This is a genomic window from Helicobacter sp. CaF467b, assembly GCF_022664765.1.
GTDB classification, from domain to species: domain Bacteria; phylum Campylobacterota; class Campylobacteria; order Campylobacterales; family Helicobacteraceae; genus Helicobacter_D; species Helicobacter_D colisuis.
In genome coordinates, this window is record NZ_JALAIY010000001.1 from 1,005,397 (window position 1) to 1,021,472 (window position 16,076).

The 16,076-nt window shown below is 34.5% G+C and carries 17 protein-coding genes; 3 read left to right on the plus strand and 14 right to left on the minus strand.

Going from position 1 to position 16,076, the window contains the following annotated elements; translation table 11 throughout:
• From MKD52_RS05140 to MKD52_RS05195, 12 genes are all read right to left on the minus strand, one after another.
• Nucleotides 1-1,656: hypothetical protein (locus MKD52_RS05140; protein ID WP_242099494.1), on the minus strand; the 1,656-nt coding region annotated here is incomplete at its 3' end.
• A gap of 64 nt (nt 1,657-1,720) precedes the next feature.
• A complete protein-coding gene (locus MKD52_RS05145) occupies nt 1,721-1,990 on the minus strand; it encodes a hypothetical protein (RefSeq protein ID WP_242099495.1) in 270 nt (89 codons plus the stop codon).
• The gene (locus MKD52_RS05150; RefSeq protein WP_242099496.1) at nt 1,987-2,298 is read right to left on the minus strand and encodes a hypothetical protein; all 312 of its coding nucleotides are present in this window, start codon (nt 2,296-2,298) and stop codon (nt 1,987-1,989) included. Before MKD52_RS05150 ends, MKD52_RS05145 begins: the two co-directional genes overlap by 4 nt.
• A 20-nt stretch (nt 2,299-2,318) precedes the next feature.
• Entirely contained in the window at nt 2,319-2,735 is a 417-nt protein-coding gene (locus MKD52_RS05155) for a hypothetical protein (protein WP_242099497.1), read from the minus strand.
• An 11-nt stretch (nt 2,736-2,746) separates the two neighbouring features.
• The gene (locus MKD52_RS05160) at nt 2,747-3,157 is read right to left on the minus strand and encodes a hypothetical protein (protein WP_242099498.1); all 411 of its coding nucleotides are present in this window, start codon (nt 3,155-3,157) and stop codon (nt 2,747-2,749) included.
• Between the two features lie 33 nt (nt 3,158-3,190).
• Complete coding sequence (locus MKD52_RS05165; RefSeq protein WP_242099499.1) at nt 3,191-3,580, minus strand: D-Ala-D-Ala carboxypeptidase family metallohydrolase; 390 nt, start codon at nt 3,578-3,580, stop codon at nt 3,191-3,193.
• A gap of 9 nt (nt 3,581-3,589) precedes the next feature.
• Entirely contained in the window at nt 3,590-4,018 is a 429-nt protein-coding gene (locus MKD52_RS05170) for a DUF1353 domain-containing protein (protein ID WP_242099500.1), read from the minus strand.
• Nucleotides 4,002-4,232, minus strand: a complete 231-nt coding sequence (locus MKD52_RS05175) for a hypothetical protein (protein ID WP_242099501.1) — start codon at nt 4,230-4,232, stop codon at nt 4,002-4,004. Before MKD52_RS05175 ends, MKD52_RS05170 begins: the two co-directional genes overlap by 17 nt.
• Nucleotides 4,229-4,522 (minus strand): phage holin family protein, encoded by a 294-nt coding sequence (locus tag MKD52_RS05180; protein ID WP_242099502.1) that lies wholly within the window; start codon nt 4,520-4,522, stop codon nt 4,229-4,231. The genes MKD52_RS05175 and MKD52_RS05180 overlap by 4 nt, the downstream gene beginning before the upstream one ends.
• 340 nt (nt 4,523-4,862) lie before the next feature.
• Entirely contained in the window at nt 4,863-5,585 is a 723-nt protein-coding gene (locus tag MKD52_RS05185) for a DUF4376 domain-containing protein (protein ID WP_242099503.1), read from the minus strand.
• 1 nt (nt 5,586) lies between these two features.
• Entirely contained in the window at nt 5,587-7,047 is a 1,461-nt protein-coding gene (locus MKD52_RS05190; protein ID WP_242099504.1) for a hypothetical protein, read from the minus strand.
• A gap of 55 nt (nt 7,048-7,102) precedes the next feature.
• Nucleotides 7,103-7,279 (minus strand): hypothetical protein, encoded by a 177-nt coding sequence (locus MKD52_RS05195; RefSeq protein ID WP_242099505.1) that lies wholly within the window; start codon nt 7,277-7,279, stop codon nt 7,103-7,105.
• A gap of 113 nt (nt 7,280-7,392) precedes the next feature.
• Between MKD52_RS05195 and typA the strand changes: the two genes are divergently transcribed.
• From typA to MKD52_RS05210, 3 genes are read left to right on the plus strand one after another with little or no spacing between them, the layout of a single operon-like run.
• The gene (typA, locus tag MKD52_RS05200; protein ID WP_112056681.1) at nt 7,393-9,192 is read left to right on the plus strand and encodes a translational GTPase TypA; all 1,800 of its coding nucleotides are present in this window, start codon (nt 7,393-7,395) and stop codon (nt 9,190-9,192) included.
• Nucleotides 9,193-9,203: 11 nt separating this feature from the next.
• Nucleotides 9,204-11,576 carry a ribonucleoside-diphosphate reductase subunit alpha gene (locus tag MKD52_RS05205; RefSeq protein ID WP_242099506.1) on the plus strand — a complete coding sequence of 791 codons (2,373 nt, stop codon included), beginning with the start codon at nt 9,204-9,206 and terminating at the stop codon, nt 11,574-11,576.
• The gene (locus MKD52_RS05210; protein ID WP_242099507.1) at nt 11,577-12,968 is read left to right on the plus strand and encodes a PhoH family protein; all 1,392 of its coding nucleotides are present in this window, start codon (nt 11,577-11,579) and stop codon (nt 12,966-12,968) included.
• Here MKD52_RS05210 and xseA read toward each other — a convergent pair.
• Nucleotides 12,961-14,211, minus strand: a complete 1,251-nt coding sequence (gene xseA, locus MKD52_RS05215; protein ID WP_242099508.1) for an exodeoxyribonuclease VII large subunit — start codon at nt 14,209-14,211, stop codon at nt 12,961-12,963. The two genes, MKD52_RS05210 and xseA, sit on opposite strands and share 8 nt — an antisense overlap.
• The gene (oadA, locus tag MKD52_RS05220) at nt 14,211-16,001 is read right to left on the minus strand and encodes a sodium-extruding oxaloacetate decarboxylase subunit alpha (RefSeq protein ID WP_112056677.1); all 1,791 of its coding nucleotides are present in this window, start codon (nt 15,999-16,001) and stop codon (nt 14,211-14,213) included. The genes xseA and oadA overlap by 1 nt, the downstream gene beginning before the upstream one ends.
• Nucleotides 16,002-16,076 lie beyond the last annotated feature (75 nt).

Genomic DNA, 16,076 nt, shown 5'->3' on the forward strand with positions numbered 1-16,076 from the left:
GGCATTAAGTATATCTCCAAGTGCTTTAGAGGCTTTAGGAGAGGTGTTTGCCACTTCAATTAAAAAGGCTAAAGAGCTTCCACTCTCATCAGCACGGATTAATTCAATGAGTTCTAACTGCCTTTGTCTAAGTGTGGGCTTGTTGATTGCATTAAGCACTTTTAAAGCACTTGGTTTTAAAGGCAAATTACTCTTTTGCAAAGCATCAATAAGTTTTTGAGTGTTACTATTCTCTCCACTCTTCAGACTTCCTCCAAACTCTTCTCCAAAGGCAAATAAAGCCTCTTTTTCTTCAGGTGTATAAGAGTTATCAAGTATTTTTTGCGCCGCCCTTAAATTTTGAGTGGGTAAATTTCTTACAAAACCCACTGCAATCAAATTATCAGCTGCCTTAGAGATGATCTCTTTAGTCTTTTTTAAAAGAGGCTTTCCTCCTTTTGCTAATCCTAATGCAAGAGCATCTCCTGCTAAACTCAAACTCCCTGCTTCTAGGGCGTGAGCGATGATTTCTTTTGTATTGTTTTCTCTATCTAGCTTGGCATTATTAGATAGCACATCCAAAATCGCACCACCTGCTGCCCCTATTGCTCCTCCTGCTATCGCTCCTGCTACCCCTCCAAGCCTACCAATACTCGCTCCACTCCTAGCTCCTGCCATAGCACCACCTAAGCCTAGTGCCATTTCGCTTTTTATTGAATCAAGTGTGGTGGGGAGATTTTTAAAAAACTCTTCATTGACTTTATAGGCTTCTTCATCTTTGATTAAATACAACTCACCATCTTCTTTGAATTGCGCACTATCAAATCCCACTTTATTTGCGATTGTATTCACATCTTTTAAATATTGTTCTTTTACTTTTGGGTCTTTTCCAAAAAAGGTATTATATACGCTTGTGTTTTGATGATAAGTATTTAGGCGGTTAATGTCATCAATGGCACTTTGATAATCCGCAATAAGATTCTCCGCCCTTTTGGTTTCTTTCCAATTTTCAAACTGCTCAACATCTTCACCAAAAAAATAATCCCAAGCCCTTGCAGGAGCATTTAAATCACCTTTAAAAGCTTGTTTTTCTTGTGGGCTTAGCTCATCAAAATCCTTAGTTAAAGCACTCCGCTTTAGCCTTTCTTCTTCTAAAAGGGCATTTGCTTTTTTTGTGTTATTTAGCCTAAATGTATCAAAATATCCGCCTTTTTCTTCGGCAATTTCATAATTAGTCTTAGGTGAGAGATCTTTAGCATCTATCCCAGTTGCCACTGCGGCTTTGTAGATTTCATTGGTAATTTTTTGATTTTGCGTAGTCGCAGGAGATTGGTAGCTTGGAGTAAGCCCAAAGGTTACATTAGAAACTGCACCGCTTAAGGCTTCTAAACCGCTTTGCCAAAGGCTTGGATTTTGGTATTGCTTCTCTTTTTCTTTGATTAAAGCTAGTGTGTCTTCTTTTTTACTTGGAGCAGAATTAAAGTTGAAATTCCCATTTTGGAGATAATCAAAAACAAAGGCATTTTCATTTAAATTCGCATTATTCTTTTTGGCTTGTGCTTTTAGTTCATCGATTTCTTGCCAATTAATATCACTTTTTGCCTCTTTTCGCAAAAAATCTACAATCTCGCCTTTTTCAAAACCACTTTTTAGCGCACCTTCAAAATCAAAAATCACTTTTTTACTCCCTTTTTTTTCTTGCTATTTTTTCAAAAATAGACTTTGAAATAAAGGGTTAAAGTTACTCCCCAATACAAGCTTTAAGCCTACTTTCCACTTCCAAAAAATAAATACCCAAAGCCTTGTGGCTTTCAAAGCTTCCGTTTTCTTTTGGTTTTTTTGGCATTTGTAAATTGCATTTTACAGGGATAAAAACTTCTTTTGTTTGCACTTGCACACTTGAAGCACAGGCACTAAAAATCAAACTTAAGGTAAGGAGTGAAATAAAGTGAGCTTTTTGCAGAATCTTTTTTAAGAGGTTTTTACTCCACATCACAAATCCATTTTTCATTTTCCAAGCTCCCTAAAAAGCCTCTTATATCCCTCTAACATCGATTGGCAACTCTCATCTTTTAGCTCAATTTCTTTGATGATTTCAATCTCTTTTGGCGGTTTGTTTGCTTTGATTTCTAGGGCTTTGATAGCTTGGTTTTGTTTTTCAACTGCTTCTTTTAGATTTTCCACATTTGACCTACTTAATTGCAAATCTTTTTTTAACTCTGCAATTTCCTCTTTTGCTCCCACATAAAGCCAAAAGATAAATCCCAAAGAAACAACCAAAACCAAACACACTCCACCCAAAATGCTTTTAATATCCATTGTTTGCCCCTTATCCAAATTTACCAAAAAATTTCCACACTAGCACTAAAGGTTTTTCTCCCTTTATTCCACCCGTGTGTTGTTGTTCCAGCAGATTGTGTTTTGTATAAAGCATAATAAAGCTCTTTATTATTCACAATCGCAAAAAAGCTTTTTTCTCTAATATCTCCCTTATTAAATACTTTTGATAATCCAAATAATGCAGTTTCTGTAATAGCTCCCTTTAAATAGTCGCTTTCTTGACTTGTTACATTATTTAAAGAAGTATTTGCTATAGAATTTGTTTTAAAAAAGCAATTCCTCCCCACCAATTCATCAGGCAACATATAAGGAGTATCTGAGTAACCAGCAAATTGAATTATTAATTTGTTAGCATATTCTCTAATGCCCCCCCCCCCTACATCTACGATATATCCATTACCACATAACATAAACATCTTTTACCTCCTTAAACAATTCTATAAATATCTGCCTCCACATACCAACCACCTGTTTTCCTATCAACACCATAAAGACTATTTGCAGTTATGCTTATATCGCTACCTAAAGTATCTATAAAAAACTTCTCGTGTTCTGTCCCAGTTGGACTCCAATACCCATATTTATTAATAGGATAAAATCCTTTCTCGCCTATGGTTAATCCAGCCCTTGCTATTCCTCCATCAGTAACCCAATTCCATTTAAAAGTGCTTTTAACCCTAAGTAACACTTTAGCATTCTTATAACTATCAGGCAATTTTGAAGTATAATCTGTAACTCTTTTAGGCAATTTAAAAACCTCTAAAGCTTCCAAATATTCTCCATTGTTTAAATCAGGTGGTATTTTTACAGGTATTGTTTGATTCCCAAGCATTAGCATTTCACACTCCTAGTTTTATAAATATTTATCATTTCATTTATACTCCCACCTTGCTTTTTTACCCCTTGTGTCCAAATGCACAAATCCTGCATACTCATTATTAGGATTGTTTTTAATCGCTATTCCTAAAGGCAAATCGCCATATTTCTTTAATATATGATGATAGACTACTTTTGTAGGGACTTTATCGACTACAAAATCAGCAGCACTCCCTATTGTGTGTTGTGATCTTAAAGAACCGCCCACTTTAGCATTGTGCTCTTTGCAACGATAACCGCTATTAATGTGAATAGGATTACCAAAAAATTCTCTAATCTCACAAAGCAAATCTACTAACTCATCACTAGGAACGCCTTTTGGTAATTTGCATTTACCACATTTGCATTTAAATTCATCTTCTTTGAAATATTTGTTAGGCTTCATTTTTACTCCTTATTTTTTAATCCACTCTTTTAAAATGCTATAAGCTCTCACGCACAAATACATAAAATTCCTCCTTAGTATTCCTACACCCTCATTCTTCAAAGCCACCTTAAATGCTTTATCACAAATTACCCTCTTGCTAATTTCTCCCACCTCATAGCAATATAGCAGATAATCGTGTAAAACATAGGCTTGTGTCGGACCTCCAATAGGACTTATCAAACTTTGAAAAACTTGTGGTATGCTTCCAAAGTCTGTGTAAAATCCACTTGGTATCGACACATAATGCCCCTCTTTACAATCTTTCACGATCCCATTTGCAATAAGTTCCTTTGGAATCTCTTGCTCGTTTTTAAAAAGATAATTAAAAGTCGCGATGAGCAAAAAATTCTTCCTGCTTACAAATCGCACATTTAAAGTGTTATTTACCAAACCCATTTTTTAGCTCCTTTTCAATGGTATTATTGATATAACGCTCAATTGTCTCGCTTTTAACCAGTTCTTTGAAACCATCTTGTTTGTTGATACATCTAGCTAAAAGAGTATTGCTTTCTTTGAGCTTTTTAGCAAGGGATATATTGTGCGCCAAGCTTAGCACCAAAACAAATATAATCCCCACAATTTGAAAGTGCATAAATTTCTTAAAATTCATTTATCACCTCGCTTAAAACTCAAAATCTCTTTTGCATAAGCAATTGCCCTCTCTATCCCTAAAAATCCAATACAGGCACTAATGCCTACTCTTGCCAAATAGGGCAAATCAGTAGCACTCAAAATTGAATAAGCCACCACACATAAAAAACTAGAGAGAATTATTCTTTTAATGGCAATTTTAAAGCACTTTTTAATATCCTCACTATTATCTAATGCACTCATAAAACCAGCTAATAACCCAACTAACATAATAGGCAATAAATCTAAATATTGATTAAGAGATTCCAAATAACACCTCAATAAAACTAGCAGAGGTTAGCGCAACACTTAAAATTATAAAAAACCACAAAGTTTTATGGATGCTCCAATAATAAGGCTTTAAGTGTTTTGGCACATTGCAGTGATACTTGCCAATCAAAAACCACTTAAAAAGAAAAAAATAATATCGCAACTTCGCCTTTAACATCTCCACCCTCCTAACATTAATAAATATTGCATTACTCTCTCCTTTTTAAGATTCTCCACCTACTGCAATAGGTGTGGTTTCTTGTGTTTCTTGTGTTTCTTGTGTTTCTTGTGTTTCTTGTGTTTCTTGTGTTTCTTGTGTTTCTTGTGTTTCTTGTGTTTCTTATGTTTCTTGTGTTTCTTGTGTTTCTTGTGTTTCTTGTGTTTCTTGTGTTTCTTGTGTTTCTTGTGTTTCTTGTGTTTCTTGTGTTGTTTCTTCCCACACCACTGCTTCCACTTCTTCTTTATTTTGTGCCATTGAAATCTTATCTTTAAGTGTTCTAGCTCTAAAGGTGGTTTGCTCGATAAATCCTGCTAATGCCGTGGCAAAAGCAATAAAATCTTGAGCGCTAAAAGTCGTGATTGTATTGTCTTTAGCAATCCAATTAATGTTCTCATTTGGTTTTAAAGTTGCCTGTGTTACTTTCCCTAAAATCAAAGTTTGATCATAAGTCTGACATTGATAAACCTTATCTTGATAGCTAAAACCCTGTGCAATAATCTCTTGCTTTTTCTCATCAATTTCTACTCGTTTAGCCTCTTTAATGCTTTTTAGCGGTTTCTCTACAATCTTATAGCTTATTTTATAGATATTTTCAGCCTCTTTGTATTCTCTTACTTCCATAGCTTCTTGCATAAAAGAGATTCCATTAGGCATTTGCATTCTCTCTACTTTAGCAATTCCAAGTTCTTTTAACTCTTCATTGCTTAACCTCTCCAAAAATAGAGTGTCCTCACCCTCGAATTCCACCATCTCACCTTTTTCATTAGGTGCTGTGAAAGTTGTTTCTTTTTTTAAAATATTGTCATAAAAAATTTCATTCTTTGCAATATTATAAAACTCCATTTTAACTCCTAACAATTCTAATCAAATTACTTGCATAACAAAAATAACTAAACACTTCTGTCCCACTGAAACCGCTTTGTGCAATTCTAAAATTAAATGGGGCTTTAAAACCTGTTATCCTGTTTGCATTCAATATGGTGATAGTCCCACTTTTCCCAGCTACACCTCCCCAATTTGATACGCTAATTTGGGCATTAGCCGACAAATTAACCATAAAATGATTTCCATTTCTAAAATCAATAGCAGCTCCAGAACTAACCACTCCACCTAGATTATCCACATACCCTTTGTTTGCTAATTGATTAACATTAGTTGGTTTTATGCTACACACAGGTAAAAGACTAAAGGTTTTCACTCCTCCTATGGTTTGATTCTTCTTATTATCTATATAATTTTGTTCCAAATAATGCTTAGTGATTAAATCACTAGGGTTTCTTGGAGGATTTGCTTCTAACTCTTCCTTTTCTTTTTCTAATGCTTCCTCTTGTTTTTGAGTTATTTCCTCTTGTTTTTCAGTTATTTCTTGCTCTTTTTGTGTGAGTTCTTGCTCTTTTTGAGAGATGAGTGTTTCTTTTTGATTGATTTGCTCTCTCAAACTCTCTATTTCTGATTGAAGTTGAGCTTTTTGAGCTTCTAGCTCTTGTGTTGGCAGTCCGCTTTGATCTGCTTGAGCTATAATCTCTTCTAATTCTGCTAAAGTAGATTCTTTTTGTGTTAGTTGTGTTTTCAAATCTTGTAAAAGGGTTTTTTCTTGTTGTATTTCTGCTTTTATCGTTGTTGTAGAATCTCGCAAGTCTTCTATCTCTTTTTCTAAAACCCCAATGCTATCTTTGATGCCCTCTGCCTCCCCTTTAGAGTTAGGGATTTTTTCTTTCAACTCTTCAAACTCATCGCGACTTATAAAATTCTCCACTTGCAATTCTTTTTTGGCTTCTTCTTTGCTTTGTAAAATCTCATTAATCGCTTCTTGTTTTAATTGTGGAATTTGAGAAGAAAGCTCTCTAATCATCTCAATAGTCTGTTCATAAGCTCCAAGTTGCACTAAAAGATAGCTAATCTCATTTTTAAATGCCAAAACTTTATTGGCTGCTTCTTGGATTTGACTATTAAGCTCCGTGTTGGTTTCTGTTAAATTTTGTAGTTCTAAAAGCCGCTTTTCTACTTCTGTTTCAACACTCTCTAGCAGAGTTTGACTCTCTCTTAAGGCTTCTTGCATTTGTTCTTTTTCCCTAGAAAACTCCGCAAACAATGCCTTAGACTCTTCTAAATTTGCTTTTGAAGATTCTAGCGTGGTTTGCGTTTCTTCTATGGCTACTTCATATTTTCCCAAAAGTAGTTTAAATCCATTATAGATTTCTTGCGTGATAAGCAAAGTCTGTGCAACTTGTGCGATAAAATGATCATTTTCTTTCAAAAAATCCAATATTTCTTCACTTGTATCAATTCTTAAAGGATTTTCCATTCTCTCCCCTTATTTTTGCCATAATTTTAAGCTTTTAAAAAAAGACAAAAAAGGGTTAAAAATAAAGCTCTGCGGAAGTGAATTCAAAATGACTTGGTTGTGTTGTAACCCAATTTGTTTTTAAAGCCAACAATTTAAGACTGCTTCCACTTAAGTATCCCTGCCAATCAAAAACTTGCCCTACACTCCCACTATTAGAAGCCCAAATGGTTGAAAAATGTTTGTTATCCACAAAAATACCAGCTCCTTGTGTTGCTCCTGCGTAATTAAAATTTAATATTTTTTATTAAGAATTTTTAAATTAGAATTCCAAAACTTTTTAGAATCAATTGTTTAAGGAAATGTATGCAGGAAATAAGAAATATCGCAGTTATCGCGCATGTTGATCACGGAAAGACCACTTTAGTTGATGGATTGCTTAGACAATCAGGGACTTTTGCGAGTCACGAACAAATCGATGAGCGCGTAATGGATAGCAATGATATAGAAAAAGAAAGAGGAATCACCATTCTCTCTAAAAATACCGCTATTAGATATAAAGATACCAAGATTAATATTATAGACACTCCCGGACACGCCGATTTTGGGGGAGAGGTTGAGCGTGTTTTAAAAATGGTTGATGGTGTTTTGTTGCTAGTAGATGCGCAAGAAGGGGTAATGCCACAAACTAAGTTTGTTGTCAAAAAAGCACTTGCATTAGGAATTTGCCCTATTGTAGTTGTAAATAAAATTGACAAACCAGCAGCGCAACCAGATAGAGTGATTGATGAAGTTTTTGACTTATTTGCCGCTATGGGAGCTAATGAAAAGCAGCTAGATTTTCCGGTAGTTTATGCTGCTGCAAGAGATGGTTATGCAATCAAAAACTTAGAAGATGAAAAAAAAGACTTAGGACCACTTTTTGATGCAATTTTAGAGCATGTGCCACTTCCTAGTGGAAACAAAGAAAATCCTTTGCAAATTCAAATTTTTACTTTAGATTATGATAATTATGTAGGTAAGATTGGGATTGCTAGAATCTTTAATGGTAAAGTTAAAAAAGGCGAAAATGTAATGCTTGCAAAAAGCAATGGAGAGAAAATCACTGGAAAAATTACCAAACTTATTGGTTTTTATGGTTTAGCAAGAACCGAAATTGATGAAGCGCAAGCAGGTGATATTGTGGCTTTAGCAGGTTTTCATTCTATTAATGTGGGTGATTCTATTGTTGATCCTAATAACCCTATTCCACTTGATCCTATGCATTTAGAAGAACCAACAATGAGTGTTAATTTTGCGGTTAATGATTCGCCTTTTGCAGGATTAGAGGGTAAGCATGTTACAGCTAATAAACTCAAAGAGCGGCTAGAAAAAGAAATGCAAACAAATATCGCTATGAAAGTTGAAGAGCTTGGTGAAGGGAAGTTTAAGGTAAGCGGTAGAGGTGAGCTACAAATCACAATTCTAGCAGAGAATCTAAGACGCGAGGATTATGAGTTTAGTATTTCACGCCCTGAAGTTATTGTTAAAGAAATTGATGGACAAAAATGTGAGCCTTTTGAATCTTTAGTGATTGATACACCTCAAGATTATTCTGGAAGTGTGATTGAAAAATTAGGGCGCAGAAAAGCCGAGCTTAAAGCAATGAATCCAATGGGGGAAGGCTATACAAGGTTAGAATTTGAAATTCCTGCAAGAGGATTAATAGGTTATAGAAGTGAGTTTTTAACAGACACGAAAGGGGAAGGCGTGATGAATAATAGTTTCTTAGAATTCCGCCCATTTAGTGGCAATGTTGAAACGCGCAATAATGGTGCTTTAATCTCTATGGAAAATGGAGAAGCCACTCCATTTTCTCTAGGAAATATTCAAGAGAGAGGAATCTTATTCATACCACCACAAACTAAAGTATATGTGGGAATGATTATTGGAGAGCATTCAAGGGAAAATGATTTAGATGTTAATCCTGTTAAAGCTAAGCATTTAACTAATATGCGTGCGAGCGGAAGTGATGATGCTATTAAGCTTACTCCACCAAGGGATTTGAATTTAGAGAGAGCTTTGGAATGGATTGAAGAAGATGAGATTTTGGAAGTTACTCCTAAAAACATCCGAATCCGAAAAAAAGTGCTTGATCCAACACAAAGAAAAAGAAAAAATAAATAGGGGAAGGAGGTATGCTAACAGTTATTAAAAGAGATGGGAGAATCGAACCACTAGATGTCACCAAAATCCAAAAATATACGCGCGATTCTGTGGTGGGATTAGAGGGGGTTTCTCAAAGTGAATTGGAAGTTGATGCTAAATTACATTTTCGCGATAGAATCACCACAGAAGAGATTCAACAAACGCTTATTAAGACAGCCGTAGATAAAATTGATATTGATTGTCCTAATTGGACTTTTGTTGCGGCTAGATTGTTTTTATACGATCTTTATCATAGAGTAAATGGATTTAATGGTTATAAAAGCCTTAAAGAATATCTAGAGATTGGTGAAAAAGAAAATCGAATCATCAAGGGAATGAAAGAAAAATTTAATCTTGAGAAGCTTGATTTAAAAATTGATCCTCAAAGAGATTTGCAATTTACCTATCTTGGCATCAAAACACTTTATGATAGATATTTGCTCAAAGATAAAAAAGGACAGCCTATTGAATTGCCACAACATATGTTTATGGCAATTGCAATGTTTCTAGCACAAAACGAAAAAGATCCAACTTATTGGGCAGAGCAATTTTATGACTTACTTTCAAAATTTGAAGTGATGGCAGCCACCCCTACCCTATCTAATGCACGAACACCGCGCCACCAATTAAGCTCTTGCTATATTGGAAGCACGCCTGATAATATCGAGGGAATTTTTGATTCTTATAAAGAAATGGCGCTTTTAAGTAAATATGGCGGTGGAATTGGTTGGGATTTCTCTAAGATTCGTGGTTTGGGAAGCTTTATTGATGGACACAAAAACGCCGCAGGTGGTGTTATACCTTTTTTGAAAATCACTAATGATATTGCTATTGCAGTGGATCAGCTAGGCACTAGAAAAGGTGCTATTGCAGTCTATTTAGAGCCTTGGCATAGTGATATTTTTGATTTTGTAGATATTAAGAAAAATAGCGGAGAAGAGCGGCGCAGAACTCACGATTTATTCCCTGCTTTATGGATTCCAGATTTGTTTATGAAGCGTGTTGCAGAAGATGGTTTGTGGAATCTTTTTGATGCTTTGACTTGTGCGGATTTAACCAATCTTTATGGTGAAGCATTTGAAAAGCGCTATATAGAATATGAAAATAATCCGAATATTCCCAAAGAAACTATCAAAGCAAAAGATTTGTGGAAAAGAATCTTAACTAATTATTTTGAAGTGGGATCTCCGTTTTTGTGTTTTAAAGACAATGCTAATAGGGCAAACCCTAACTCGCACACTGGAATTATTAGAAGCTCTAACCTTTGCACAGAGATTTTTCAAAATACTGAACCTAATAAATGTTTTATTCGTGTTGAATTTGAAGATGGCACGATTGAAGATTATGAAGAGAATCAAGAAGTTAGAACAGATTGTGGTATTGTTAAGCTATCTAATAAAATCACTTCTACAGATAGCATCAATGGCAAAAAGGTATTCATCGCACAAAGAGAATCTGTAGATGGCAAAACTGCTGTATGTAACCTTGCTTCTATTAATCTTTCTAAAATCAATACTAAAGAAGATATTGAACGCATTGTCCCTGTGGCTATTAGAATGCTTGATAATGTAATTGACTTAAATTTCTATCCTAATCGCAAGGTTAAAGTAACTAACCTTGATACTCGCGCCATTGGACTTGGAGTAATGGGTGAAGCGCAAATGCTTGCTGAAAGTAAAATCCAATGGGGTAGTCAAAAGCACCTAGAAAAAATTGATGAGATTATGGAGATGATTAGCTATAATGCAATTAATGCAAGTTGCAAACTTGCACAAGAAAAAGGTGTTTATAATGATTTTGCAAATTCTTCATGGTCAAAAGGAATTTTCCCTATTGATAAAGCTAATTCTGAAGCAAAAGCACTGGTAGATAGAGGCGGTCTTTTTGGCTTTGTTTATGATTGGGATCACTTAAGAGAGGAAGTTAAAACTAAAGGAATTCGTAATGGCTATCTTATGGCAATCGCACCTACAAGCTCTATTTCTATTTTAGTTGGAACAACTCAAACTATTGAACCTATTTACAAGCGCAAATGGTTTGAAGAAAATTTAAGTGGATTAATTCCTGTGGTGGCACCAAATCTTAGTTTGGAAAATTGGAATTATTATACTTCTGCTTATGAAGTTGATCAAACCCTTATTGTTAAGGCTGCAGCAATTCGTCAAAAATGGATTGATCAGGGGCAAAGTATGAATATCTTTATTTCTTTAGATAAAGCAAGTGGTCGCTATCTTAATGAAATTTATAGCTTAGCTTGGAGATTGGGACTAAAATCAACTTATTATCTAAGATCCCAAAGCGTTGAGGCAGAAACTAGCACTGGAGCAATTGATAGAAGCATTGAATGTGAGGGTTGTCAATAAGTGAATAAAACTTACCTTATTGATACTTCTATCATTTTAGATGATATAGAAAATCTCTATTTTCTCTATCAAAATGGCGAGAATCATATCGCTATTTGCGATGTTACCCTAAGTGAATTAGACAAAAAGAAAGATTTAAATAATCAAAGTGGTTTTTTTGCAAGAGAGTTTTTTAGGAATGTTTTAAGTGATGAATCAAAAGATTCTGAACTTTTAGCTACTAATCAAGACAAGATTCATTGCATTTCTTTCTTATCTAACAATATTAAAATTCCCCTACATATCATTCATCGTCCAAAATACAAAACTTACGCCCTAGATTATGGACTTAATGATGCTAGGATTCTAGAAATCGCTAAAGATTATAATTTAATTTTATTGACTAATGACATTTCCCTTAAAGTTTATGCAATTTCCAATAATCTTATTTCTCAATCTCTTATGCGCGATAGAATCGACAATCCACAAGATATTAACTTTCTATATTCCTTTAAAGCACACAAAAATTCCATTAAAGATTCTTTGGAGAGAGATTCTAAATTTTTAATGCTTAAAAATTGGAGTTTATTTGAAATCACTGAAGAAGATAATACCGATAACTCTCTTTATGAAACTGGCAAGAGACACTATGGAGTGAAGCTAAATAATGAATTTGTGGAATTAAATTTTGATAAAATTCTAGAAGATAAGCTTTATATTAATCCCATCAATTTAGAGCAAAAATTTCTCTATTCTCTTTTAACTCACCCTAAAAACAAAGTAACTATTTGCAGTGGTGCTACAGGGAGCGGGAAAACACTCATTGCACTTCAAGCAGGATTGCATTTGCTAAAAAAGGGGGAAATTAATGGGATTGTTTATATGCGAAATACTATTACTGCTAATGACAAAGAAGCGGAACTTGGATTTCGCAAAGGCGATGAAGGACAAAAATTAAATTATTTTATGTATCCTCTCTTTAGCGCTATTAATTTTATGATTACCAAAATGCAAAAAGAATCTTTGGCTAAAAGAATTGAATACAAAGGTAACGCCAATAGCATATTAAACAAGGAAGCAACAGAATATTTTATTCAAAAACATAATATTGAAGTTATGGATATTGCGCATTTGCGTGGAACAAGTATTGCTAAAAAATTTGTAATTTTTGATGAAACACAAAACGCTTCTAATGCAACTATTAAGCTTGTTGGGACAAGAATGGGAGAAGATTCTAGAATTGTTTTTTTAGGTGATCCTGCACAAATTGATCACCCCTATTTAAGCAAATATCGTAATGGTTTGGTAACTTTGCTAAATAAGGCTAAAAATTCTGATTTTCTAGCTGGAATCACGCTTAAGCAAACTATACGAAGTGAAATTGCTGCTTGGTTTGAAGATAATTTTAAGTAATAAGCTTTTTATTTAAAACTTGAACTTCCACACTTGCACTCAAATCTTCTAGGGTTAATAGACAATTTGGCTTGATTTTGCTAAGTTTCAAAATAGGTTTGCCCTGAAAACTCGCATAAACATATCCCTTTTTTTGATTATTTTGTGGATTTTTAGATTCTAGTTTTGTTTTTAAAAGTGTAATTTGATTAATCTTATTTGTTAGAATTTTGGTTATTTTTTGATCCAAAATTAAAGGGGTTGATTCTAGAGCATAGCGATGCGGAATTATTTTTGATTCAATGGCTTGTGTAAGAAATTTTTGCAAAGTTAAAAGTTGCTGTTTGTGATTTTTAATTTTTTCAAAAAAAGAGTTTTTTTGCAATAAAACTCTCAAATACTCTAGTTTTTTATTTTTTTTCTCCAAAAAACCTTTAATTTTATCTTCCATAATTTTTTGCATAGAATCAAGCCGCATAAGCCATTCTATTTTATCGGGCAATAATATTTCCATAGCAGCACTAGGCGTTGGTGCGCGCAAATCAGCAACAAAATCACTCAAAACTACATCTGGCTCATGCCCAATGGCAGAGATAATAGGGGTTTTTGCTAAAAAAATCGCTTCATTCACCAAAGGCTCATTAAAAGCCCATAAATCCTCCAAACTCCCACCACCCCTAGCTAAGATAAGGCAATCAAGATTTAAAGAATCGGCTATTTGAATATTTTTGACAATATTTTCTTTAGCACCCTCCCCTTGCACCAAAGTATCAAATAAAATAAACTCCACTAGATTCCATCGCTTGTTTGCAACCCTTAGCATATCGTGCAAAACCGCACCACTTTTAGAAGTGATTAGCCCTACTTTTTTGGGGAATTTTGGAAGAGGTTTTTTGTTTAAAAAATAACCTTTTTTCTCATATTCTTTTTTGAGTTGTTCATAAGCTAGTGTAAGCTCGCCTACTCCGCTTGGAGTTGCGCTAAAACAATTGAGCTGATATTCTCCACGCGGAATAAAAAGAGTAATACCCCCATTTAAAGTCAAATCCATACCATCTTCAATTTTGAATTTTAAATAACGCGCATTTCCCCTAAACATCACACATTTGAGTATGGAATCTTTGTCTTTAATTGAAAAATAAATGTGTCCGCTAGAATGATAAGTGCAATTACTCACTTCTCCACACACGCTCACTTGCAAAAAGGTCGCTTCTAGCAAACCTTTAATCTGTGAGTTTAATTCACTAACACTTAGCGTTTGCATTATTCCACAAGCATAATGGCTAAATTGGCATCGATTTGTTGCCCTTCTTTAGCATAGATTTCTTTGATTTCCCCACCTTTTGTGGCAAGAACTTGATTTTCCATTTTCATTGCTTCTACAATGGCTACCACATCACCCTCTTTAATAATATCCCCCACTTTTACCCTTAATTTTGTGAGATTCCCAGGCATTGGAGAGATGATATGTCCAGGCAAACTTGCTTGTGGCAAAGAATCGCCATTTTTATTAATTCTTTTTTCTGTACTAATTTCATTAGAAGTTATAAATACCTCTCGTAAATCCCCATTAACGCGAACAAAGAAAGGTCTCACTTCTTCATCTTTAGAACCACTTCCTTCAACTTTTATATGATAACTCTCTCCATGCAAGTTAATCATAAAGTCTTTTGGCATAGGATTATTCTCATCTTCAAAAGTGCTTAAGGCTTCTGGTAATAAACTTCCTTGGTTTCTTTCTTCTAAAAAGGTTTTTGCAATTCCTCCAAAAATCGCATAAGAAATAATATCAGTTGGACTTTTTGCAAATCCTTTGGATTCTTCTATGGCTTTTGGCATTTCTGGGAGTAGCTTATCTGCTGGGCGTTGCGTAATAATCTCTCCACCTTCGGCTTTAATTTTTTGAATTAATTCTTGAGAAATTGGTGCAGGAGTTTTACCATAATAGCCTTTGATGATATTTTTTGATTCTGTGGTAAGCGTCTTGTAGCGCGTTTGAGTAAGGACATTTAAGACAGCTTGAGTTCCTACAATTTGACTTGATGGTGTAACAAGTGGTGGATAACCAAAATCTTTTCTCACATTTGGAATCTCTAATAAAACTTCATCCATTTTATCCAAAGCATTTTGCTCTTTTAATTGATTGGCCATATTAGAAATCATACCACCAGGGATTTGATTAACAAGCACACGCGTATCAATCTGATTATAAGGTGATTCAAATTTTTTGTATTTTTTGCGGTTTTTCTTTAGGATTTCAGCTGCCTTTTCCATTAAAGACAAATCTAATTTGCTATCCCATTGAGTGTCTTTGAGTGTGGCAACCATTGATTGTGTGCAAGGATGGCTTGTGCCCTCAGCAAGTGCTGAATTGGACAAATCTACAATATCAATTCCTGCTTCTATTGCTTTAAGATGAGATCCAAATGCAAAACCAGCTGTAGAATGAGTGTGAAGCGCTAAAGGCAATCCCACTTCTTCTTTTAAGGATTTGGTAAGCTCATAAGCCATATTTGGAGTAAGCAATCCTGCCATATCTTTAATAGCTAAAGAATCGCATCCCATTTTTGCAAGTTCTTTGCCAAATTCTACAAAATTTGGAATGGTATGCACAGGAGAAGTAGTATAGCAAATTGCACCTTGTGCGTGTTTGCCTTGCTTTTTAACTTCTTCTATGGAAGTTTTAAGATTCCTTATATCATTAAGTGCATCAAAGATTCTAAAAATATCTACTCCATTTTGCGCACTAAGCCTAATAAACTCACAAACAACATCATCAGCATAATGGCGATAACCAATAAGATTCTGCCCCCTTAAAAGCATTTGAATGGGAGTGGTTTTGAAAATTTCTTTAAAAGTAGCAAGTCTCTCAAAAGGATCTTCTTTAAGGTAGCGCAAACAAGTATCATAAGTCGCACCTCCCCATACTTCTACGCTATAAAAACCTATTTGCTCAAAAATCTTAGCAGCTTCTATCATATCTTCTGTTCGCATTCTTGTTGCAAGCAAAGATTGGTGCCCATCTCTTAGACTATTTTCGGTAATTTTTATCATCTCACTATCCCCAAAATTTAAAATTTCCTAGATTATATATATTCTTTCTTTGTATTTAGCTTAGCGCAAAATATA